The sequence below is a fragment of the Proteus vulgaris genome (assembly GCF_016647575.1).
Lineage (GTDB): Bacteria > Pseudomonadota > Gammaproteobacteria > Enterobacterales > Enterobacteriaceae > Proteus > Proteus mirabilis_B.
Genome location: NZ_CP032663.1, coordinates 2,999,241 through 3,023,068 on the forward strand (window position 1 = coordinate 2,999,241; position 23,828 = coordinate 3,023,068).

At 36.6% G+C, this 23,828-nt stretch carries 20 protein-coding genes and 1 riboswitch; of the genes, 7 read left to right on the plus strand and 13 right to left on the minus strand.

Annotation, left to right across the window (positions count from 1 at the left end; translation table 11 throughout):
- Complete coding sequence (gene bcsC / locus D7029_RS13910) at positions 1-3,327, plus strand: cellulose synthase complex outer membrane protein BcsC (RefSeq protein ID WP_194950964.1); 3,327 nt, start codon at positions 1-3, stop codon at positions 3,325-3,327.
- 83 nt (positions 3,328-3,410) lie between these two features.
- Here bcsC and D7029_RS13915 read toward each other — a convergent pair whose 3' ends face one another.
- Genes D7029_RS13915 through D7029_RS13925 form a run of 3 tightly spaced genes read right to left on the minus strand, consistent with a single transcriptional unit; the run spans position 3,411 to position 4,596 of the window.
- The gene (locus tag D7029_RS13915; protein ID WP_194950965.1) at positions 3,411-3,824 is read right to left on the minus strand and encodes a DUF6691 family protein; all 414 of its coding nucleotides are present in this window, start codon (positions 3,822-3,824) and stop codon (positions 3,411-3,413) included.
- A 4-nt stretch (positions 3,825-3,828) separates the two neighbouring features.
- Positions 3,829-4,269, minus strand: coding sequence for a YeeE/YedE family protein (locus D7029_RS13920; RefSeq protein ID WP_194950966.1), 441 nt, complete (start codon positions 4,267-4,269; stop codon positions 3,829-3,831).
- Positions 4,270-4,272: 3 nt separating this feature from the next.
- Positions 4,273-4,596 carry an ArsR/SmtB family transcription factor gene (locus D7029_RS13925; protein ID WP_036912417.1) on the minus strand — a complete coding sequence of 108 codons (324 nt, stop codon included), beginning with the start codon at positions 4,594-4,596 and terminating at the stop codon, positions 4,273-4,275.
- A 105-nt stretch (positions 4,597-4,701) separates the two neighbouring features.
- Between D7029_RS13925 and D7029_RS13930 the strand changes: the two genes are divergently transcribed.
- Positions 4,702-5,217, plus strand: a complete 516-nt coding sequence (locus D7029_RS13930; protein WP_153050569.1) for a SprT family zinc-dependent metalloprotease — start codon at positions 4,702-4,704, stop codon at positions 5,215-5,217.
- A 70-nt stretch (positions 5,218-5,287) separates the two neighbouring features.
- Here the strand turns inward: D7029_RS13930 and mgtE are convergent, their stop codons facing one another.
- From mgtE to hcp, 4 genes are all read right to left on the minus strand, one after another.
- On the minus strand, positions 5,288-6,361 hold the full coding sequence (mgtE, locus tag D7029_RS13935) for a magnesium transporter (RefSeq protein WP_088494897.1): 1,074 nt from the start codon (positions 6,359-6,361) through the stop codon (positions 5,288-5,290).
- Between the two features lie 76 nt (positions 6,362-6,437).
- Positions 6,438-6,609: riboswitch (M-box (ykoK) riboswitch) on the minus strand.
- Between the two features lie 215 nt (positions 6,610-6,824).
- Positions 6,825-7,160: a DUF6694 family lipoprotein gene (locus tag D7029_RS13940; RefSeq protein ID WP_088494896.1), complete on the minus strand. Its 336-nt coding sequence runs from the start codon at positions 7,158-7,160 to the stop codon at positions 6,825-6,827.
- A 271-nt stretch (positions 7,161-7,431) separates the two neighbouring features.
- Positions 7,432-8,436, minus strand: coding sequence for an NADH oxidoreductase (gene hcr, locus D7029_RS13945; RefSeq protein WP_194950967.1), 1,005 nt, complete (start codon positions 8,434-8,436; stop codon positions 7,432-7,434).
- A 58-nt stretch (positions 8,437-8,494) separates the two neighbouring features.
- Entirely contained in the window at positions 8,495-10,147 is a 1,653-nt protein-coding gene (gene hcp / locus D7029_RS13950) for a hydroxylamine reductase (RefSeq protein ID WP_098942158.1), read from the minus strand.
- Positions 10,148-10,641: 494 nt separating this feature from the next.
- Between hcp and D7029_RS13955 the strand changes: the two genes are divergently transcribed.
- The gene (locus tag D7029_RS13955; protein WP_194950968.1) at positions 10,642-12,123 is read left to right on the plus strand and encodes an aldehyde dehydrogenase family protein; all 1,482 of its coding nucleotides are present in this window, start codon (positions 10,642-10,644) and stop codon (positions 12,121-12,123) included.
- 187 nt (positions 12,124-12,310) lie between these two features.
- On the opposite strand, the gene D7029_RS13960 is transcribed toward D7029_RS13955, so the two are convergent.
- The gene (locus D7029_RS13960; RefSeq protein ID WP_194950969.1) at positions 12,311-13,711 is read right to left on the minus strand and encodes an alanine/glycine:cation symporter family protein; all 1,401 of its coding nucleotides are present in this window, start codon (positions 13,709-13,711) and stop codon (positions 12,311-12,313) included.
- 195 nt (positions 13,712-13,906) lie between these two features.
- Here D7029_RS13960 and clcA point away from each other — a divergent pair, with 195 nt between their 5' ends.
- Positions 13,907-15,328 (plus strand): H(+)/Cl(-) exchange transporter ClcA, encoded by a 1,422-nt coding sequence (gene clcA, locus D7029_RS13965; protein ID WP_194950970.1) that lies wholly within the window; start codon positions 13,907-13,909, stop codon positions 15,326-15,328.
- A 69-nt stretch (positions 15,329-15,397) separates the two neighbouring features.
- Here the strand turns inward: clcA and tehB are convergent, their stop codons facing one another.
- The 5 genes from tehB to D7029_RS13990 all read right to left on the minus strand — a co-directional run bounded on the left by tehB (position 15,398) and on the right by D7029_RS13990 (position 20,008).
- A complete protein-coding gene (gene tehB, locus D7029_RS13970; RefSeq protein ID WP_088494891.1) occupies positions 15,398-16,252 on the minus strand; it encodes an SAM-dependent methyltransferase TehB in 855 nt (284 codons plus the stop codon).
- A gap of 78 nt (positions 16,253-16,330) precedes the next feature.
- Complete coding sequence (locus tag D7029_RS13975) at positions 16,331-17,503, minus strand: NAD-binding protein (protein WP_194950971.1); 1,173 nt, start codon at positions 17,501-17,503, stop codon at positions 16,331-16,333.
- A gap of 22 nt (positions 17,504-17,525) precedes the next feature.
- Positions 17,526-18,611: a linear amide C-N hydrolase gene (locus D7029_RS13980; RefSeq protein WP_194952674.1), complete on the minus strand. Its 1,086-nt coding sequence runs from the start codon at positions 18,609-18,611 to the stop codon at positions 17,526-17,528.
- Between the two features lie 230 nt (positions 18,612-18,841).
- A complete protein-coding gene (locus D7029_RS13985) occupies positions 18,842-19,420 on the minus strand; it encodes a YceI family protein (protein ID WP_194950972.1) in 579 nt (192 codons plus the stop codon).
- Positions 19,421-19,453: 33 nt separating this feature from the next.
- Entirely contained in the window at positions 19,454-20,008 is a 555-nt protein-coding gene (locus D7029_RS13990; RefSeq protein ID WP_194950973.1) for a cytochrome b, read from the minus strand.
- 1,014 nt (positions 20,009-21,022) lie between these two features.
- Between D7029_RS13990 and D7029_RS13995 the strand changes: the two genes are divergently transcribed.
- From D7029_RS13995 to D7029_RS14005, 3 genes are all read left to right on the plus strand, one after another.
- Positions 21,023-21,850 (plus strand): MurR/RpiR family transcriptional regulator, encoded by an 828-nt coding sequence (locus tag D7029_RS13995; protein WP_088494885.1) that lies wholly within the window; start codon positions 21,023-21,025, stop codon positions 21,848-21,850.
- Positions 21,851-22,092: 242 nt separating this feature from the next.
- Positions 22,093-22,842 (plus strand): YadA-like family protein, encoded by a 750-nt coding sequence (locus D7029_RS14000; RefSeq protein ID WP_194950974.1) that lies wholly within the window; start codon positions 22,093-22,095, stop codon positions 22,840-22,842.
- Between the two features lie 234 nt (positions 22,843-23,076).
- On the plus strand, positions 23,077-23,565 hold the full coding sequence (locus D7029_RS14005; RefSeq protein ID WP_194950975.1) for an N-acetyltransferase: 489 nt from the start codon (positions 23,077-23,079) through the stop codon (positions 23,563-23,565).
- The last annotated feature ends 263 nt before the right edge of the window (positions 23,566-23,828 follow it).

Here is a 23,828-nt window from a genome sequence, read left to right on the forward strand (position 1 = left end):
ATGTGGCAATTTAGTCACACACATCGCCACTCTGTTATTGCTCTCTTTTTGCTGACAGGCATTTTGCCTGTCACGCAAGCCAGCGAAGAGACAACGGAAGCCTTTTTACAAGAGCAAGTGAGATTAGGAACATCCACGGGAAATGAAGTTTTAGTGGCTCAATCGTTGCATCGTTTAGCGTTAATTAAACCCAATGATCCTAATATCTTATTAATGCAAATTCAGTTTGCCGTTAAACAGAAAGATAATGCAAAAGCACAACAGTTATTTACTCAATTAGGTACTCAGTTTCCTCAATCAGAGCAATATCAACGTGCAATAAAAACCTTATCACTGACAACGGATGTTAATCGGCAAAAATTACAGCGAGCCCAGCTTTACCGTACAGCTGGGCGCTATGATGATGCACTCAATTTATACGATGAAATTTATCGAGGAATGCCACCGGATGAGACTTTAGCACTGGAATATATTCAAGTGCTTATGCAATCTTCTCATGATGATAAGGTTGATAGACTGGATCATATTTATCGCCAATATCCTCAGAATGAGAAAATAGCGAGTCTCTACCAGCAACAATCCACAATAAAATCAGTGGTTACAACAGGCACAACCAGTACGGCTTCCTCTGTAAAACCTAAAACAGAGGTTGCCTCTCTGCCTATTGCGACCTTAAAACAAAAAGCACGACAACAACCTGATAATGCGGATGTTGTAGGTGCTTTAGGTGTACGTTATTCTCGCGCAAATCAGCGTGGTGCGGCTATTTATTATCTTTCACAAGCGCTGAAATTATCACCCAACCATGATAATAGCGGTCAATGGCGATCCATGTTGCAGGCTAATCAATATTGGCATCTGCTTTCAAAAGGTGATGAAGCGCTCTTAAAACAAGATTATGAATTAGCTGAACGATATTTTAACCAACTCAATAAGTTAAGCCCTTATGAAAGCGAGCCTTATATTGGTTTAGGTGACATTGCCGTTGCACAACGCGAGTTGGATGTTGCTGAAAGCCATTATTTACAAGCTTTAAAATATCAACCCAATCACCCTGCGACGTTACATAGCCTCGCAAAACTTTATCGCCAACAGTCACATGATAAAGCACAACAATTTATTAATGGTTTAACGCCAAGACAATATAAAAATTTGGCAGAAGATTATGGCTATATTATCTCTGGCATAAGACAAGATTTAGCCGCTGATGATGAGCATCAAGAGCAATACTTTAGTGCGATTGAAAAACGTAAAGCAATTGCTAAAGATTATCCTAATGATGTTTGGAATATTTATCGGCTTACTGATGATTTATTAATAACTCAACGAGACTCTGAAGCTGAAGAGTATTTTAATCAACTAAATCACCGCCTCCCTAATGATCCATCTCGTCTTTACGCCTATGCGCTATATCTCAATAAAACAGGACGAGAAACTCAAGCACTTGATACGCTAAAAACAATTCCTTTGTCTCAGCGTAGCGAGAGTATGAAAGCGTTAGATAGTCGATTACGTTTTGGTGAAATATTAGCGCACGCAGAGTCTCTACGCGCAAAAGGACAAGAACAACAGGCTGTTGATTACCTTTTTGCTCATATTCCACCAGAGCAAAAAATTCAGACTTATTTACTATTAGCGAACTGGGCTCAAGAGCGAAATAATCTTGAACAAGCTTTAAGTTATTACCATACCGCTTTAAATCTAGAGCCTAACAATGAAACGGCATTATTAGGCGCAACAGATATTGCCTTGGAACAAGGGCAACAAGCACAGGCAAAATACTATCTTACGAAAATAGAAACACTTTCACCCAACCAGTTTAATAGCAACTCTATTAGACGTGTTGCCAATGCAGAAAAAGAGGTGGGGAATACAGAAAAAGCACAACACTATTTTGCTTACTTGGCACAACAAATTGAAACGGAGCCAGACAGTGCTGATGCTTTAGTATTACGCGATATTGCTCGTTTTCAACGTGATGAGCAACATCGTCAACAAGCTCACTATTATTACCAACAAGCGATGATCAAGGATGGAATAACAGATAGGTTGCCAAAAGATAATATTGAGTACACCACATTAATGCGTAATGACGAAAAAGATAACTGGCTATCTCGAAGCTTACGAGCTGATGCTCACTCTCTTTATCGTCAACAAGAGTGGCGTTTTACTCTTGAACATGATTATTGGGGCTCTAGTGGTAGCGAAGGCTATTCGAAACTACGCGCTCACACCACAATGTTACAACTCGATCACCCTGTTTATGATGGTCGTTTCTTTTGGCGGGCAGATTTAGTTAATCTCAGCAGTGGCAAACTGGGTACTTCACCTTATGACTCTAAATTTGGGACTTGCTATCGCACGGGTTGTTTCCCGCTAGAACAAAAATCCTTTGGTGTTAGCCCTGCAATTGGCTGGGAAAATGGCCAATGGCAATGGGATCTTGGTACAACACCACTGGGTTTCGAGGTAACTGATTGGGTTGGTAAAATCGCCTATAATTATGATCTTTTTAATGTGGGCTGGACACTTGATGTTCACCGTCGTCCAGTTAATAGCTCGCAACTGGCTTTTGCTGGTCAACGAGATATTTGGACTAACCAAACATGGGGCGGAGTGAGAAGAACTGGCGTTCGTTTAAGTGGAAGCTATGACTTAGGCGGAAAAGACGGTTATTGGGGCGAAGTTTCTGTTGATAAACTGACGGGTAAAAACGTTGAAGATAATAGCAGTATTCGAGGAATGGGTGGCTATTATTATAAACTTATCAATGAGAACAATCGCCGCGTTTCTGTCGGGTTAAGCACAATGCTTTGGCATTATGATAAAGACTTAAGCGGATACACTTTAGGTCAAGGTGGTTATTATAGTCCTCAAAAATATGTCTCTTTAGGGGTTCCAATTAATTATCGTGAACGCACTGAAAATTGGTCTTGGGAATTATCAGGCTCTCTTTCTTGGTCTTACTCCCAAACAGATGACAGAAAGCGCTATCCTTTACAAAATCTCATTTCTCCCGATAAATTCAATCGCTATATGAATGGGCTTAGCCCTGAGGATCGAGAAGAGATGATGAGACTTTATTATCAAGAGCGTGACGCTGTTGATGAAGGAGACTCCAGCAATGGTTTTGGTTATACCGCAAGAGCATTAGTTGAACATCGAATTACACCACATTGGTTTATTGGTGCAGCTATTGATATTCAACAAGCAAAAAACTATACCCCAAGTCATGCATTAATGTACTTACGTTATTCATTTGATGGTTGGAATGGTGATTTAGATTTACCGCCAAATCCTCTTATTCCTTATGCTGACTTTAAATAATGTTTAAATGTATTAAATACACAAACGGGAAGCACTGGCTTCCCGTTTAACGCTTTCGCTAATATTGCGATAGTAAGTTGTCATTATTGCGTTTTACGAAAAAACCCAACGAGCAACCAACCCACAATCATGGCAAGGACAAATAAAATACCTTGATAAAACCCAGCACCTGCTAATACCAAACCAGGACCTGGGCAAATTCCAGCTAATCCCCAACCAAGACCGAATAATACACTACCCAACACCAATGGTTTATCAATCACTTTATTGGTCGGAATATTTAAAGGACACGCTAAAATACTTTGTTGACTACGGCGTGTTAATTGGTAACCAATTACACTGACAACCAATCCTGCCCCCATAATTATCAATAAAGAGGGATCCCAGTTTCCCGTGATATCCAGAAAACCCAGAATTTTTTGCGGATTGCTCATTCCACCAACAATCAATCCTGCACTGAATAGAAGACCACAAAGAAAAGCAACAAACTTGGTCATTTTCTTAGCCTCCTATTCCTATTACGTGGCGCTGAATATAAACGGTAATAAATGCAGTCACCATAAAGACGAGAACTGCCACCATCGAGCGACGTGATAATCGTGCTAACCCACAAATGCCATGACCGCTAGTGCAACCATTACCTAAACGAGTGCCTGCTCCCACCAGCACCCCAGCAATAATTAGCATCCAAGGTGACGTTTCAATCACTGGCGACAAAGGTTTATCAAAAAAATAAAACAGTGTAGGTGCGATTAGCATGCCAAGTAAAAATGCCCAACGCCAACCATTTCCCTGCTGTTTTGTTGATAACACACCACCTAAAATACCGCTTATTCCTGCAATGCGACCATTAAATAACAGTAGAATGGCGGCAGCTGCACCTATCATAAGCCCACCAATTGCCGCACTTAAAGGCGTAAAGTGAACCCAATCTATATTCATAAATTAACCTGCTATCGGGCAATAAAGCTGATAAAGCGTATTGAGTAGCACAAGAACTTTTTCATCAGCAATAGAATAAAAGATACGTTTTCCATCACGACGAGTATTCACTAACCCTTCATTACGCAAAACGGTTAGCTGTTGAGAAAGTGTCGGTTGACGAATACCTAGACTCTCTTCTAATTCACTCACACTTTTTTCGCCCTGACTTAGCTGACACAATAATAAGAGGCGATCGCCATTTCCTAGCGTCTTAAGCATACTAGACGCTTCATTAGCCGCCAATTTCATTGCATCTAATAAATCAGGTTGAACTCGTTGTGTCATGGTAAACTCCATAATCAATATACTTTTTAATAATATGTTAATTTATATATTGTGCAAGTTTTCTTTTTATTGCGTGTTTGTATAAGGCGCTATATGCTCTGTAACATGAAAACGGTAAGAGTCCCCATCGCCTTAGTGCAAAGCGTTATGCGAACACTGCGTGAAAAATTGCAGCAGGCTAATCTTTATCTTAATACAAATTACCCAGAACCTACTCTACATTATAATCAGAGAGGAACTATTGCAGGCAGTGCCTATTATGCAAATTGGGAAATCCGTATTAATCCTACATTATTGATTGAAAATAAACAGAATTTTATTGAAGAAGTTATTCCTCATGAATTAGCTCATTTATTAGTTAATCGCCATTTTGGTCGTGTAGCGCCTCATGGGAAAGAGTGGAAATGGATGATGGAAACAGTATTACAAGTTTCAGCTAAACGTACTCATCATTTTGATGTCAGCGCCGTTAAAGCTAAGACCTTTCCTTATGCTTGCCATTGTGAAGAGAAACACCAGCTCACTATTCGCCGTCATAACAAAGTATTACGCGGAGAAACACAATACCGTTGTCGCCACTGTCAGGCGATTTTACAATTTATTGAACGCGAACTCGTGTAGATAAAAATAAAGCCGATGTGTTGATTAAGTCACATCGGCTTTATCTTGAGAATAAATATATGGGATTGTCTTAAGCAAACTCGCTCATCACATGAGATGCGATTTCAAAGTAAATAATAAGACCTGTACCATCAATTAAAGTCGCGATAAACGGTGCTGAAACAACCGCAGGATCGATACCTAAGCGCTTTAATACCATTGGAATAACAGACGAAACAATCGCACTCCAAACAGTGATTGAAACGAGCGTTAAGCCAACAACAATCATCACTTCCATACCCACACCTAAGAACCAAGCACGCACAAAACCGGCAATACCCATAGTCAGTGCGACCATTATGGATGTGGTTATCTCTTTTCTTAATACAGACCAAACATTACGTAAGCTCACTTCCCCTAATGCCATAGCACGTACTAATGTTGAGGTGATCTGCGTACCACTATTTCCGCCTGTACCAATTAGCAATGGAATAAAGAAAGCTAATGAAATTGCAGCTTCTAATCTGTCTTCAAAAGCATGTAATACCGTACTGGTATACGCTTCTGCCACAAACAGCATCAATAACCACACAACACGTTTACGCCATAATGTCACCGGACTGGTTTCTAAATAAGGCTGCTCTAAAGGTGAAGTTGCACCCTGCATTTGTGCATCCAGTGTATTTTCATCTTCAATTAATTCAGCAATATCTTGAGGACGTAAAACACCGACTAACTTTCCAAAATGCATCACCGGTACGCTGTCTAAACCGCTATGGCTAATCAGTTGATAAACATCATGTCGATTCTGTTCTGGTGAGACAGAAAAAAAGGTTTGACGCATCACATCAGAGACAAACAGATCATTCGCAGCTGTTAATAATGATTTAACGGGCAAAATCCCATTTAGATAATTATCTTTATCCACCACATATAAATAGGTTGGAATTAATTCATCTTTTAAATCATTAACTAATTGAGCTTTCACATTTTCAACAGAATCAGCGACAGAAACAGCAATATAAGACTGGCTCATATAAGCGCTAACCGTTGCATCATCTTTTAAACGATTGTATTGGTCTTGAGTTGAGTTGTTTTGAGGTGTGTTTAAGGATGCATCTGCAACTAATACAGCATCCATTTTGTTTTGAGTATTGAATTTCATTTTTGTGGTTCCCTATTACTGTTTGTGTTTAGCAAATCAGTTCTCCATAGGGGCGAAACCAGAAGCGAGAATGCAAAAGCTATCTACACGTCTCGGTTTTAGCACTATACAACGTATCCGATGAATACTGGAAGTTACATGGGGATATACCTTCGGTCGATATATCCTGTCCTAATCTTGGGCGTCTCTCGACGTCGTCAGATCAGTAACCTGTGTTTGTATAGGAGCCTCGCCTAACGAGATACTGCACTTTTCTTGCGAATGCGGCGCGCATTATAACCACTCACAATATAATGAAAAGCACGATAACGATTTTGTTTAAGTTCTATTGAAAAATAGCCATCACATTCATCATACAATTAAATAATATAATTCCATTCGAAACCAATATATAAAAAAGAAATGAGGCTTTCCTACGAAAGTTAAAATCGTATAGTTAAGAAGAAATCTGTTTATTAATTGATTATTTAAATGCTAATTTTTGTACTCTTATTTCTTCTGCTTGCAAAAATATCTCTTTTACCGTTTTACCATCTAATGATTGGCACATTTTACGAGTGATAATATCCGCATTTTTATGACGCCCAGCGATAACTAAATCATTAAAATTAATATCATTCAGAATAGCTAATTCTATTGCTTCATCAAAACGCGATTGTTCATCAAGAGGGAGAGAATTACGCATTTCAACAATTGAGATACGTAGTGACTCTACATTAGAGCCATCAAGGGTTTGTTGAGGTTTTTCACAGCCAGATAACATGACACTAAATAAACAAATAACTAACAATTTTTTCATATACCCCCCCTTACCCAGTCAATAATTTAAATAATAGCAGAATGTTTATAAGGAAACTCCCCACTAACTAAAATATATTTTTAATGAGTCATCATTTCCAATACTTTTATTATTCTGAATAAATAAAAGCTGTCTTTAATTTAAAATAAAGGGAAGCATTTTCCAGATTATTCGTTTTTTTAATGGGAGGAATAGGCATAAAAAACCCTGTTAATAAATTAACAGGGTAAGAAAAACAGGAAAATAGAAGGAAATACTTAATAAAAAGAGGTTAAGCGAGCTCAACATCTCCTTTTAAACGACAACTACATGCTAAGACATAACCTTGAGCTATCTCTTCAGCCGTTAATGTGCTGGTACTACTGACATCATAATCACCACTCGCGATGCGCGTTTTACAACTACCACAAACTCCTGCACGACAAGCTGCAAAAACAGGAACTTTATTTTCTTCCATTGCTGATAATAAAGTTACACCAACAGGAACTTTAATTTGTGATAATGGATGGCGAATAGTCATGGTTAATTGTTCGTTTTCATCAACACAAACAGGCTCATCACCAAAACGTTCCATAAAGATATTCTCAGCAGGTACGCCAAGATTTCTTGCAAAACGTCCTGTGTCTTCCATATAGCTATTTGGGCCACAACACATGACAGTACGACTCGCAATATCAGGGACTAATGCGGCTAATTTTTCTTGAGAAATGCGACCGCTAAATAACCCTTTATTATCAGGCAATTTTGGCATCATGATAAAATTGAGATTGTATGGATATGCATTTGCTAATTCGATCCACTCTTTCTCAAAAATAAACTGGCTTTGCTCGCGAATATTAAAAATAACTGTAATATCTGCTTTAGGTTGATTATTTAACAACCAACGTGTCATCGACATAACGGGTGTAACACCGCATCCTGCCGCCAACATTAAATAGCGCGCACCTTCTTTACCTGCACAAGTAAATTCACCCTGAGCATCAGATAACCAAAGATAATCACCCGGTTTTACTTGTGATGTTAACCAACCTGAACCCACGCCATTTTCTAAACGACGAACGGTTAAAGTGATAAATGGGCTTAATCCCGGAGAAGATGAAATGGTATAAGCGCGCATTGTTTCATCACTATTATTGATACTCACCAGTGCAAATTGACCTGGTTTATAAGAATAAAAGTCATGATTAATTAAATTTAGCGTCCACACTTCAGGTGTTTCCTGATGAATAGAGTGAACTTGCATACGATTAGGACAAAGAGAAGTAGGCATCGTCATGGATATTGATCCTTCACCGAAGCCCGTAGGCTTCGGTAATGATAATGAATTTAAAACATTAAGCAGAAAGAATATCTTTAAGATCTTGTTCTGGTGTAGTAATAGAGCGCATACCAAATTTCTCATTTAGTACCGCCAACAGATTGTCAGTTAAGAATGCAGGTGCTGTTGGACCGGTATAAATGTTTTTCACGCCTAATGAAAGCAGAGTCAATAAGATAACAATCGCTTTTTGCTCGAACCAAGAGAGAATTAAAGACAGTGGTAAGTCATTCACACCACAACCTAATTTCTCGGCAAGGTTAACCGCTAGCATAATCGCTGAGTAAGCATCGTTACACTGACCCACATCAAGTAAGCGTGGTAAGCCTTCTAAAGTACCGAAATCCAGCTTATTGAAACGGTATTTACCACACGCCAAAGTCATAATTAAACAATCTTGTGGAATTTCTCTTGCAAGATCGGTGTAGTAACTACGTTCACCACGGCTACCATCACAACCACCCACTAAGAAAACATGGCGTAATTTTTTCTGTGAGACTAAATCAATCACAGTATCAGCAGCATTTAATAGTGTTTCACGACCGAAACCAACTGTAATTAAATGCTCAATTTCATTGTATGGGAAGCCTTCTAATGATTGTGCTTGTTCAATCATTTCAGAGAAGTCATCACCAGTAATATGTTTTACGCCCGGCCAGCCAACAATACTACGAGTCCAAATACGGTCACCGTAATTACCTACATTCGGATCAATAATACAGTTTGAAGTCATTAGTACAGGGCCAGGGAATTTTGCAAACTCAATTTGCTGATTCTGCCAACCACTACCGTAATTACCCACTAAGTGTTTGTATTTTTTAAGTTCTGGATAACCATGGGCAGGTAACATTTCACCATGAGTATAAATGTTGATCCCTTTACCTTCAGTTTGCTCAAGAAGCATTTGCAGATCTTTCAGGTCATGACCTGAAATTAAAATAGCTTTACCTGCAACAGGGCGAACGTTAACAGTAACTGGTGTTGGGTTACCGTAAGCTTGAGTTTCGCCTTTATCAAGAATAGCCATAATGCGGAAGTTCATTTGACCAATGCCCATCGCATTTTCTAACAACTCATTCATATCAGAAGGATCAGTACCTAACCACGCCATATAACGGTGATATTCTGCATAAATTTCATTGTCATACTGACCTAAAACATGCGCGTGCTCCATATAAGCCGCAGCCCCTTTTAAGCCATACAGGCACAGCATACGTAATCCATGAAGATCATCACCGATTTGCGCTTTATCTGCATTTAAAGCAAAAAGCTGAGCTTGTTTTTGTAAGCTATCTAAATCGCTACCCGCTAATTGAATTTCAGCTCTAGGGTTAGTGACTTGAATGGCTGCATTTTTCGCTAAAGTGCGAGATTTCAAACTTTCACGGAAATAGATAGCTTCTTTCGCATAACCGACAATGCGATCAGAATCAAAGTTGACGTTAGTTAACGTAGAGAAAAAAGCACGAGGAGCAAAGCTATCTACATCATGATCAATAATACCAACACTACGCGCCGCTAAAGCCCACGCTGAAAGTCCTTCTAATACTGCAACGAGTAAATCTTGAAGATCTGAAGTTTCTGCTGTTTTACCACACATACCTTGCGCATAGGCACAACCATTACCTACAGGCGTTTTCATTGTTTGTTCACATTGCACACAATACATATCGTATTCCTTCTAATAAAAGATCATGCTTTATTTTTATAAGTTGTATTCCAGATGCAACATAAGAATACGCCATTTTTATAAGAGCGAAAGGGCAATATTGAACAATTTAAATGTTGTTTGATCTAACGCAATTTCTAGCAAATTTTTTAATATCCCTTTTTTTATCCTTTGATTTTGCTTAAGCCTCAAAATAATTTTCCCAAAAAAGAGAGCGCTATTGCATTGTGCCGATGATGACGAAATAAGAAGGAATGTTTAATGATTTTTGACGGTTATTTTTTGTTTAATCATATAAATACTGAGAGATGAAACGATTAAGTTTATCCATTTTTGTTAAGTCAGTAATATTCATTACTATTTTTTATAGTTAATATCACCTATTGCATCAATAGCTAATCAAATTATTTCAATTGAGATATGTTATTAGCACGAGTATTACGAAATGAAACTACACATTTGAATGATGCTCATCCCTACATTGGAGATTAAAAATGATTAAATTAAATAATGTTCCATCAGAATTTCGTCCTCTAGAAAGTTATAAAATGCTAATTGGAGGAGAATGGGTATCTAGCACATCGCAAAAAACAACGAAAACTTATAGCCCAGCTACGGGTGAATTATTAAGTGAATACCAATCTGGTAGTGCTGAAGATGTTGAACGCGCAGTCAGTGCTGCTCGTAAAGCATTCAAAACATGGAGTAAAACGTCACCAGCTGAGCGTCAAGCCCTCTTATTAAAAATCGCGGATCGCTTAGAGCAGGAACAAGAACGCTTTGCTTGGATTGAGTCATTAGATAATGGTAAGCCACTCAATGAGTCGAAAAACATAGATTTACCTGCCTCTATTGACCATTTTCGATATTTTGCAGGCGTGATACGCTCTCATACCGATGAAAGTGCCGTCCTAGACGAAAATACCATTAGCCTTGTTATTCGCGAACCTATTGGTGTGGTGGGTCAAATTATTCCGTGGAACTTCCCATTATTAATGGCAGCATGGAAATTGGCACCAGCGATTGCAGCGGGTGACACCGTGGTGATTAATCCAGCAACACTGACTTCCCTTTCATTATTAGAGCTAGGTCGTATTTTAAATGAAATATTACCAGCTGGTGTAATTAATATTGTTACCGGACGCGGATCTGTTGTAGGACAAGCTATTTTAGAGCACGAAGATATTGATAAACTTGCGTTTACTGGCTCTACCAATGTGGGTTATACCGTAGCAGAAGCTGCGGCGAAAAAAATGGTTCCAGCAACATTGGAATTAGGCGGTAAATCAGCCAATATCGTGTTCCCTGATGCGAATATGAAAAAAGCAGTCAAATATTCAGCATTGGCAATATTGATGAACCAAGGACAAGCTTGTGAATCAGGTTCACGTTTGTTCTTACATAAAGATATTCATGATGAATTTTTGAAAGCATTAAAAACTGAATTTGAGAGTATTCGTGTCGGCGACCCACTTGATCCGAATACACAAATGGGGACACAAGTTAGCCAAGATCAAATGGATACCATCTTAGGCTATGTTGAACTCGCGAAAAAAGAAGGTGCAACTGTTTTAACAGGTGGTGAGCGTATTACGGGTGAAGGTTATAATGACGGCTTCTTTGTTCGTCCAACCATCATCATCAATGCAACAAACCAAATGCGTGTTGCCCGAGAAGAAATTTTTGGACCTGTATTGTGTGTTATTCCATTCGATAATGAAGATGAAGTGATCGAAATGGCGAATGACTCTGAATATGGCCTTGGTGGTGGTGTTTGGACTCAAGATATTAACCGTGCCTTACGTGTTGCAAAAGCAGTAAGAACCGGCCGTATGTGGGTCAACACTTATCACGAACTCCCAGCTCACGCACCTTTTGGGGGTTACAAGAAATCAGGCTTAGGACGTGAAACACATAAAATGATGTTAGATGCTTATAGCCAAGTGAAAAACATCTTCATCAGTATGAAAGAATAAGATTTTCTCTCTTTTCTAAATTCTTATAAATATAATATCTATACTCATCTCTTCGCCTTCTCCCCAGAAGGCTTTTTATTATCTGTAATTTCTCAAACCTCAAGTTATCACCATAAAAAAACCGCATACTTATCGCGATAAAGCATGCGGTTTTATGTTGTGTTGTTAGCCAATAAGTGAGAACGAGTTACTCTGCTTCGGCTTCTTTTTTACTCACTGAGTGAGTTTCTTTATCTAATTCAATATTATCGGCGTTAACATCTTTTATATGATCTCTTGTTAAGCGATAAACAACAGGGCTTAATAAAGCTAATGCAATTAAGTTAGGAATAGCCATCATTGCATTGAGTGTATCGGCTAATAACCACACAAACTCTAACGATTGTGTCGCACCAACCGGTAACGCAATTAGCCATGCAACTCTAAATGGCATAATCGCTTTAGGTCCAAAAAGATATTGCACACATTTTTCACCGTAAAAACTCCAGCCTAAAATCGTGGTAAAGGCAAAAATAGCTAATGCAATTGCCACAATATAGTTACCTCCCGGAATAGCGGTAGAGAACGATGCGGCGGTTAATGTTGCTCCACTTTGCCCTGTTAACCATTGCCCTGTGATAACAATGGTTAATCCGGTAACAGAGCAGACGATGATGGTATCAATAAAAGTCCCCAACATCGCAATTAAACCTTGGCGAACAGGATTTTGTGTTTTTGCCGTCGCATGGGCAATAGGCGCACTACCCAATCCAGCTTCATTTGAGAAAACACCACGCGCTACACCAAAACGGATCGCCGCCCAAACAGCCGCACCCGCAAAACCACCTTGAGCAGCAACAGGCGTAAATGCTGATTTAACAATAAGGACAATTGCATCAGGGATCGCAGTCGCATTCAGTGCGAGAACAACAATACCTGCACCAAAATAGCCGACAGTCATAATAGGAACTAATTTACCGGCAACATCAGCAATACGCTTAATGCCCCCGATGAGTACAGCACCAACTAAAACAACGAGCACAATAGCAGTAATTGTCGTCGAAATACCAAAGTTGCTTTCCAGTACATCAGCGACAGAGTTTGCTTGTACTGTATTACCAATACCAAATCCCGCAAAACTACCAAAGACAGCAAAAACAGTACCTAGCCAAACCCAGTTTTTACCTAAGCCATTTTTGATGTAATACATTGGCCCACCGACATAGTTTCCGTATTTATCAACTTCACGGAAACGTACAGCAAGTACGGCTTCTGAATATTTGGTTGCCATTCCCACTAATGCGGTCATCCACATCCAGAACAATGCACCGGGACCACCTAAGACAACCGCTGTTGCAACACCAGCAATATTACCGGTTCCGATGGTGGCAGATAGCGCGGTCATTAAGGCATTAAATGGCGATATTTGCCCTTCACCTCTTTTATCATTTTTTTCAAATAAAAGCTTAAATCCTGTTCCTAACTTCCTAATCGGTAAAAAGCCAAGTCGAAACTGCATAAAAAGGCCGATACCGAGAATACCGACAAGCATCGGAACTCCCCATACCACGCCATTTATAGCGCTTAATATATTTGTGATGAAATCCATAATTTACCCTTTCTCGTCCAAATGTTATCTAAATATGTATTTTTTGTTATCAATTACACTAAAGATGAAAAAGTGAAAATATGCTAGAAAAAAAAACGACTAACTCTAAAATTGGCTTAGTTATGTGAGAAATATCACTTCATTATTAAATTACGCTATCATTAGGTTCATCGTTACAATACTTCAATCAAAGTTATGCATAATCATAAATCAGCACAAAACAGCCAAAATGAACGACGTTTTAATCTGTTCAGAAAAGCGCAAGAAACCAACCTTGCACCACTAAAGATCCTGTTATTGTCCGCTATAGTCGGCTCTTTAGCTGGGCTAGTGGGTGTTTTATTTGAAAAAAGCGTTAGTTGGGTGATTCATTTTCGACAAGAAGAATTTATTAAAACCTTTACCAATCCTTATATTCTAGCGATCTGCACATTACTCTTTTCCTCTATTCTGGCAATGCTGGGATACTATTTAGTCAAGAAAATTTCACCCGAATCAGGGGGCTCAGGAATACCTGAAATTGAAGGTGCCATGATAGATATTCGCCCTGTTCGTTGGTGGCGAGTATTACCTGTAAAATTTATTGCCAGTATTGGGACTTTAGGTTCTGGAATGGTATTAGGGCGAGAAGGCCCAACGGTACAATTAGGTGCCAATATTGGTCAGCTCGTAAATGATATTTCTCGAGTAAAAGATAAAGAGTCACGCCATACTCTATTAGCGACCGGAGCCGCAGCAGGATTAACTGCGGCTTTTAATGCTCCTCTGGCTGGTATTTTATTTATTATTGAAGAAATGCGTCCTCAATTTAAATACAGCCTTATTTCAATTAAAGCCGTCTTTATTGGCGTGATTATGTCTTGCATTGTTTTTCGCCTATTTAATGGTGAAGATGGTGTTATTCATATCGGTAAATTTTCATCTGCACCACTAAATACACTCTGGTTGTATTTAGTTTTGGGTATGTTATTTGGCATTATTGGCGTTATTTTCAGTAAATTACTTTTTTATGTTCAAACCCAGTTTCAACATTTTTATCAAGATAAAACATCACGTTTCGTTTTAACAGGCGGGATCATTGGTGGGCTTTGTGGCTTATTAGCACTAATTATTCCTGAAATAACGGGGGGTGGATTTAGTATTATTCCAGCATTAAGCACAGGGCAATATTCTCTTATCGCGCTATTACTTTTCTTTGTTTTACGAACTATAACATCCATTATCAGTTTTGCCTCTGGTGCTCCTGGCGGTATATTCGCCCCCACTCTGGCATTAGGTACGCTATTTGGCAGCGCCTTCGGATTAACTGCAACCTTACTTTTCCCTGATTATCAAATTCAAATTGGTACGTTTGCTATTGCAGGAATGGGCGCTTTATTTGCAGCAACCGTAAGAGCACCTCTAACCGGGATCGTCCTCGTATTAGAAATGACTGATAATTATCAACTTATCCTACCGATGATCATTACCTGTTTAGGTGCAACAATGTTGGCTCAATTATTAGGTGGCCGCCCTATTTATACGGTTTTATTAGAACGAATATTGCAAAAGTCTGAGGCAAAAGAACAAACAAACCAAGCCGATGACATTAAAAGTGATAAATTACCACAACAATAAAACTCGCTTAAACAGACAAAAAAATACCCCAATTATTTGGGGTATTTAAAAAGAGACGATTGAACTTAACTATTTTTTACGTGCGATTAAAGTAGCAAAGTTTAAGGCGATACGATTTCCATTTGCATCTGTTTTATGTAGATGCCCTGGGTTTTCATTATATTTAATAATTTCCCAGTCTTTATAATAATCAGCTAATTCGTTTGGACGTAAAAAGGTTTTAAATGGAATTTCAGCAGGATCACTATTTGGCGTTTCAACAGGGCAAACAATCACATTAATACCGTTAGAGTTGGTACATTCCTGCATGTTTTTAATAATACTTTCAATACGTTCCCGTTGACAGAACATCAATACAACCGTTGAAAGAATAATATCGTATTTCTCTGTCAGTGAAGCTTCATTAATATCATATAAGCCGCTTTTTACCGCTAACCCTGTTTTGGTTTTAACTGCTTCAATGGCATCAATATGTGAAGCATTAATATCTAACGCTGTTACATCATAACCTTGAGACGCTAAATAAAAACTGTTTCGACCACGACCTGCACCTAAATCTAACACCTTGCAAGGTTGGGTAAACGTTGCCATATAACGCACTTCAGAATGTGGTAATGATAAGTCGTTTTCTTTAAATAGCTTATCTTCAGGAGCACATAAAAAAGAGAGCTGACAAAGAACATCATCGCTTGCTTTATCTATTTTATGCCACTGTTGAGGTTGAATTAAAGGTGGCTGATTTTCAGTATCACACTCCACTGAAATTTGTGAACCATCATCATTAAAAACAACAAATGTCATGTTACCTTGCAATACCCGCATTTGAGCATAAGTGCCTTCCTTTGTATTATGACGTTCTAATAACGCTAAAGGAATGGATGTACGAGTCCACTCTGGCATTGTTTTATAACTTACAAGTTCCATAATTCAACCTCACTTAAGATGCATTTTAAATACATCTTATGGTAATCATTATCTTTCGTAAAGAAGGTTTTATCAAAATTATGATTTTAAATATTTGTTTAAAAGCAAATCAGTCACATCCGATGAAGAAATAGATTCACCACACAAAACTTTCATCATAATTTCTTTACCTAATGATGCTAAAGAGAACAACATATCTGGGCGTAACCGACTGATTTTATCTCTATTTTCATCTTGATTAATAATAGTGATCAATTTGGCATCGACATTAGAACATTCTTGGATAGTCAGTAAAATAAAGGTATTTTCTGCATCACTTTCAGATAAAGTCGCCACCCAACTCGCTTTCGCAATATTGGCAGATAGCAATGTTTTAAGATTAGTAGGATCGCCTTCAATAATATTGGCTTGCGTGTCATAAGAGGCTTTACTTTTATCGGTACAAATCGCAATAACCGGTTTTCCTTGCTCTCTCAGCCCTTTTTCTAATTGAGAAGCTAATGCTGATGAACCAATAATAATAAAATGATTATGCATTTTAGCGATCCTTTTCTTAACAATATCGCGAGTGCCACGCGCAAGAAATCCCATGACGTACACAATGGACGTAGTAAAAACAGTTATTCCTAAGATAACAACAGTGAGAGTAAAAATACGTGCATTCGTGCTAATTGGCACAATATCGCCAAATCCTAGTGTCGTCATACAGACAATAGAAAAATAGAACGCATCCATCAACGTTGTAATATGAGGCTTAAACTCATCACCAATATAAAGACTTCCCAGCATTGAGAATAACAGCAAAGAAAGGATACAGATAAAAGCCACAAAGCCAGCACTAGTTAAACTATGATGCGGAAATGCACGCCAACTCATTAACAGCCCAATCGCTAAAATAAAAGAAAAATAGGATTGAAAATCCATTTGCTGATAAACAGCGACATCAAGAAAAATAATGGTGGCTAATAAAATCAAAGAAACGCACCACGCAATTCTGACGCCCAAATACATAAATATTGAAAGCAAGATTAAGGCACAAGCCAACATGACCTTGGGTATATCAAGAAGTTTTAATACCCCTAAAGATTTAAGCCATGCTGAAAACCCATGAATTTCCCAATCCAGATAAATGCCACGAGACAGCAAAATAGAGTAAATGATAAAAATACCATTTAAGATAAGTAATAAAGACATCATTTTTCTTGTCACTTTAGATGTCTCTATCACATTTAGTATTGCGGATAATTTCATATTAGATATCGTAAATACTCAGCTAGTTATTTAAAGGAATATTATCTAATCCTTGAAATTTAAAAGGTTCTGCGGGTTTAAAATGACTTGTCGCATTCGCTGAATAGATTATCGACTGCTCTTCACCTAAAGGTAATGTCATTACTTTTCCATTCTCTTTTGAAAAATCAATTTCCTTTAAATTAACCCAAAAGGTATTCGGCGATAATGCTGATTCGAAAAAATATAATTGATTTTTATGATCAGCAACAGTTCTCCAGCGTGTAGATGAAATTTCTGGTGACTCAACCGTACTTAATCCATAAGGCACAGATACATTTCTGATCACACCAAATACGCTAGCAAGAGATTTTTTACTCGATTGAGCTTTAGGAATAGCATTAACATAAAAAGAAGCTCTGGCAAAGCGATCTGAAGCTCGGTTAGTCCCCGGTAACATCACAGTTCCACCAATTTGTTGCCAATAACTATTTAACGCTAATTGTTCTGAAAAAATAGGTGAGTTCGTCATCACTTGATACTCTTTGCTGTGATGAATCACTTGCTTGCCATTAATATATTCAATAATGGCACTATCTCCCGTTGCATCTGAAAGCGAGAGGTGTAATGTTGCCATTCTATCTTGCCCAGGAACTTTATCTGTTAATACAATAAAAGGCTCACTGTCTAATGCATTCACAGCTTCTTCAACTGAAGCAAAATTATCTAACACATATTGCGCCCATGCAGAAATTGAAATTGCCGGTTTCTCTTTGGTATATGCTGGATAATCTGATTCCGCTAACCACAATAAATTAGCCACTAAACCTTTTTCATTCATACCATCTGTCGTAGAAATATCATAACCGGATGCAATCACACTTCCATATTTAGATGTCCATTTTATTGAGTTATCACCCGCTTCTCCTGAGCGTTGCATTCCTTGTGGAAATATCCATAAATTTGTTCCTATGTCATATTTCCAGTCCATCGAGCGAGCTGTGATAATTTGGTTATTGTCACCTAAATAAACAAGTCGAGTACATGCATCAGCATCTGTAATACCTACTGTAAAAAAACCAGATATAAGTAGAGTGCCCAAAAAAGTATGGCGTAATTTTTTCATTATGACTCTTTCCTGTTAAACAAATGGATAGCTTCTTGGTTATGACCTTTCTTTGTACGGACTTAAAATAGATAAAGCCTCAACATAAATATTAATCCTATAAAAAATAAGAATTAGTACTTAAGTATAAGATCATTCATCATAATTGTGCATAAAAAAACCGATACGTTAAGGTATCGGTTTATAAATCATCTAGGTAATAAGAGGCTTTGTTGCCCTAAAAAAGCATTTAATTACGCTTTTTTTACACCTTCAACAGAGATAATTAATTCTGCTTCTTGTGATTTTGGTCCTAAGTCTGATTTAAAATTAAACTCTTTCAGATTCACTTTACCTGTTGCTTCAAAACCAGCGCGATAACCTTTCCAAGGATCAGTACCTTCGCCAATTAATTTTGCATTTAATGAAATAGGTTTAGTCACACCATTTAATGTCAAATCACCGGTAACAACATAGTTTTCGCCATCACGAGTAACTTGAGTTGAAACAAATCGGGCTTCAGGATATTTGCTTGCATTAAAGAAATCAGCGCTACGTAAGTGCTTATCACGTTCTGCGTGATTAGTGTCTAAGCTTCCTGTTTTAATCACAACATCAACTTTGTCTTTTGATGGATCTTCTTTATCGTAACTAAATGTACCATCGAAATCTTTAAAAGTGCCGTATAACCAGCTATAGCCTAAATGTTGGATACGAAACTGTACAAATGCGTGTTGGCCTTGTTTATCAATAGCATAATCTGCGGCTAAAGCAGTACTTGCATTAAATAACAACGCACCTGCGGTTAAACCTAATAAAGCTTTCTTAAACATCGTTATCTCCATAATTTCGTTTTATAAGTTTAATTATTTAGTTCGCATTCCTAGCATGCGTTTTAACGTGACATCTTTATCAATAAAATGATGTTTTAAAGCGCCAGCAGCATGTAATAACGATAATAAAACCACTGACCAGGCTAAATAAAGATGAATATCACCTGCTAAATCCGCTTGCTCGGCTTCCCCTGTAAAAATGGCAGGCACAGAAAACCAATCAAATACAGATATAGCTTGTCCATCAGCGGTTGAAATTAAATAACCACTAATCAGAATAGAAAATAAGATTAAATATAAAAGCATATGTGCAATATGGGCACTAATGCGTGTCAACTTACTATAACTTGATAAAGCTTTAGGAGATGGAGAGATCCAACGCCATATCACACGCACTATCAAAATAATAAACAAAAGAATACCAATGCTCTTGTGTATTTCAGGTGCAGAATGATACCAACTATCATAATACCCTAGCGTCACCATCCACAGCCCTAAAGCAAACATACCATAGACAGTCAGCGCCGACCCCCAATGTAAAAGGAGAGACAAGTGCCCATAGCGAGACGCATTATTTCGCCATTGCATAATAAAAATCCAATAGTTTCTAATTCATTACAATAATGTTATCTAGTTTAGTGTATTGAGAATAAATTGTTAGCCCATAATCCAACAAATAATTTGCTTATCATTATCAATAATAATCAATAAGTAATGGGCTCTTATTAGTCACTCTGTTGATTATCTAATCAATGACATTGTTGGATCGGATTTTTTTAAAATAAGATAGGTGTATTGGCAGGTGTTTATATACATAATAAAAAGAATAGATGGAGAAGTAAAAATAAGAGGCGAAATAAGATCAATACAACAATTGTCCAACCATAAAAACAATTGTATTTTTTACTTATTCTAAATTAGAGCTTATTAAACAAAATACAATAATAATGAGAGGAACCGTAAAAAAAACGGATAACCAGCGCATTTCTCGTACAACACCAAAAATAATCCCAACAATACAAACAAAAAATATAACTGGCATCATTTCTGAGTAGTGATCATGACAATAGTACATTAATAAATTAATCCACGAATGATCGTTTTGCATATAAAAATTTCAACCAATAAAAATAAATTTAAATTAAGATAGTGATAAATTACTATCATTAACAAATAAAACAAGTGTCGTATTATAAATATCAATCATCGCGCACAAAGATATTAAAACACTCCACATTTTAAATAGAGACAATATTAGCAAATAAAAATAACAATCTAAGTTAAATTTCCGACAATATAAAACAAACAAGGTCAAATAAGGCTAATCCATTCAAATAAAATCAACATTATTATTAATATCACATTAGTTAAATGAAATAATAATTTCATTTAGTTTCAAATAAAGAAAATTAATTTCGAGAAGTGATAATAAAAGTAATAAAGAATAAATAAAATAGAGTTTTAAACATCAAATAATTACCTTTAGGTCATTCATTTACTTGAAATTAACTCTATATTTCATTTTAATTGCTATTAGCTAAAAACATTCAAATCTCAAGCAAAAAACACTACAATTACAATAGTATTTTTATTGAGGGCACTATGTCTACTGCAACAAATCTGAATGAACTACAGGAACAAGTTCGCTCCCGCTATAATGGATTAAGTAAAAGGCTACAGCAGGTTGCACATTATCTACTTGATAATAAAAACAGTGTGGCATTTGATACAATTGCGATCCTTGCAGATAAAGCAAATGTTCCTCCATCGACATTAATTCGTTTTGCCAACGCATTTCATTTCAATGGCTTTAATGAAATGAAACAATTATTTCAAAATCATTTGATGAATGAAATGATAAACGAAAATGAAAATTTAACTTATAAACAAAAATATAAAGAGGAGCTTCCTAATCTGAATGAGCCTGCCTATATTCTGCAAGAATTTGCACAAGCAAATAGCCATTCATTGCAACAATTGGCAAATCAGACTCACAGAGAAATGTTAAATAAAACATTACAATTACTCGAACACGCTGACACAATTTATATTTGTGGCTTTCATCACTCATTCAGTGCTGCAAGTTACTTTTTCCATGCTCTCTCGCATATCCCTTGTGAGACTGTTTTTGTCAACAGCCTAGGTGGGATGTACAAAGAGCAATTGAGAAATATTACACATCGTGATGTGCTCTTTGGCATTCACTTCCACCCGTATTCAGATGAAATGCAAAAAATGTGTGAAATGGCGACTTACAAAGAAGCAAAACAGATTATTGTTACTGATAGTCCAATTAGCCCATTAGCAAGTCTAAGTGATGTTTGTTTAACAGTTAAAGAAGCTCAAATAAAAACCTTTCGTTCTCAAACGTCAACAATGTGTTTACTACAAGCAATTTCCGTCGCTTTTGCTTTTAGAAAAAAAAATTAATAACTTTATATCCTAAACTGCATCTTAATTAAGGTGCAGCTTTCCATAAAATAGATAGTTATAAAATGGACAATTATAAAATACTATTTAATTAAATATAACTATTAACTACATATTAAATAGCTTAGTATTTTATTTAAAACTATTTTTAAGAGCAAATACAGAATGTTTTATTTGTGATGAGAAAAGCAATCATTTAGCATTAATTAATACCACCAAAGATCATTACAGGATTAAATTAAATGCTATTTAAAAAATTATTTTTAATTGTTTTCTTATTTCCAACCCTCTCCTATTCTAATACTCATTCAATAAAAGAAAATAAAGAAGATCCAATAGTCGTTAATATTCCTAGTATTTCATTAGGTGAAAAAAGTAACGCATCTGGTAACGGTTCAATTGCAATAGGAACAAATAGCCAAGCTAAAAATACACACTCAGTTGCTATTGGGACTAATTCATTAGCAACGGAAGAAAATACAGTATCGTTTGGTAATATTGAAAATAAACACACTTCTCGATTAGTTAATATTAGTGATGGTAAAAACAATACAGATGCCGTTAATCTTATTCAAACTAAAAAACTGGTAGATAAAAATAGAATAGCAACAAATAATGCCATCAATCAGCTAAAGAGAACTGTCAGTACAGATATCAGTGATCTCAAAACCCATGTTAATGATTTTGATAATTATTACAGAAAAAGACAGGCTGAAATCACAGATTCAATTGCAAATTTAGATAAAGAAATTATTGCGTTAGAGAAAAAAGTATTTGCTGGCATTGCTTCATCTGTTGCAATGACTAGCATTCCTTATCTTAGTCATCACACCTTAAGTGGTGGAATTGGTATTAGTAATTATCGAACAGGCACAGCATTTGCTGGCGGTGTACAATATAAGCCGAATAACGATATTGCATTTAGATTAAACTCCTCCATTAATAGTGAAAAAGAAATTATTATTGGCGGTGGATTAGCTTATGGTTGGTAAACGATCTTCTTTTCTATAATTAAATTATTAAAAGATAACCTTATAATTAAAGCAGTAATTACTACGTAATATTACTGCTTTTTTTTATAAAAAGTATTTCAAGTCATAATTAATAAAAATAAATTATCTAATGAAAAATTGATAAGTTTAACTTTAGTATTTCTAATATATTTTTGTAATATAGATTATTTTTTATATACTAGGATTATAAGCTAGAGTAAAAAGGAATAAAAAATGAATTACATATTTCAAAAAATGACCTCCAAAGATATTAATGCAGTCGCACTATTATTACAGGCAAATTCCGAATCTCAGCAAGGTGGATTATATGGCGAATATCCTCTAGATAAAGTTGAGGCGATGTATCAAAGTAGCACTAACACCATTGTTGCACTTTACCAAGAAAATATTGTGGCTGTTGTTTTTAGCTTTCCTGTTACCTCTTTTTCGATCCCACCAATTGCTCAAGCTATTAATCAACACTTTCCAGAAATAACACAAAATAATTGGTTTTACGGTCCTGTGTGTATAGATAAATCTCACCGTGGAAAATCCCTATTAAAAGATCTCTACCAGCAGATCTGTTCTTTACATGGCGGGCATCCTATTGCATTTGTGAATAGTGAAAATATTCGGTCACTAAAAGCACATCAAAAATTAGGTATGGAGATCGTTAAAAATTTTGAGTTCAAAGGCACATCTTGGTGGGTCATTAAAGGATAATGAAAACAAACGAAAGAAAAATACTTACACTTTCTGTTATTCAGCTTTCTGGCAAAAAATGGAGGCTTTTAAGTATTTTTGCTATCGCCATCACAAAATAAATAATATCCATATAAATCAGTGTAATATATAAAACAATAAAAAGTTAATCTATTCTTAACAATATCTCAACTCCTATTTTAGCTGTCAAATTGCTTACAATTTGACATCATTCTGTGATCTCCCTTTCAATTCTTGATCTTTCGTTAACTTACTTTTTGATC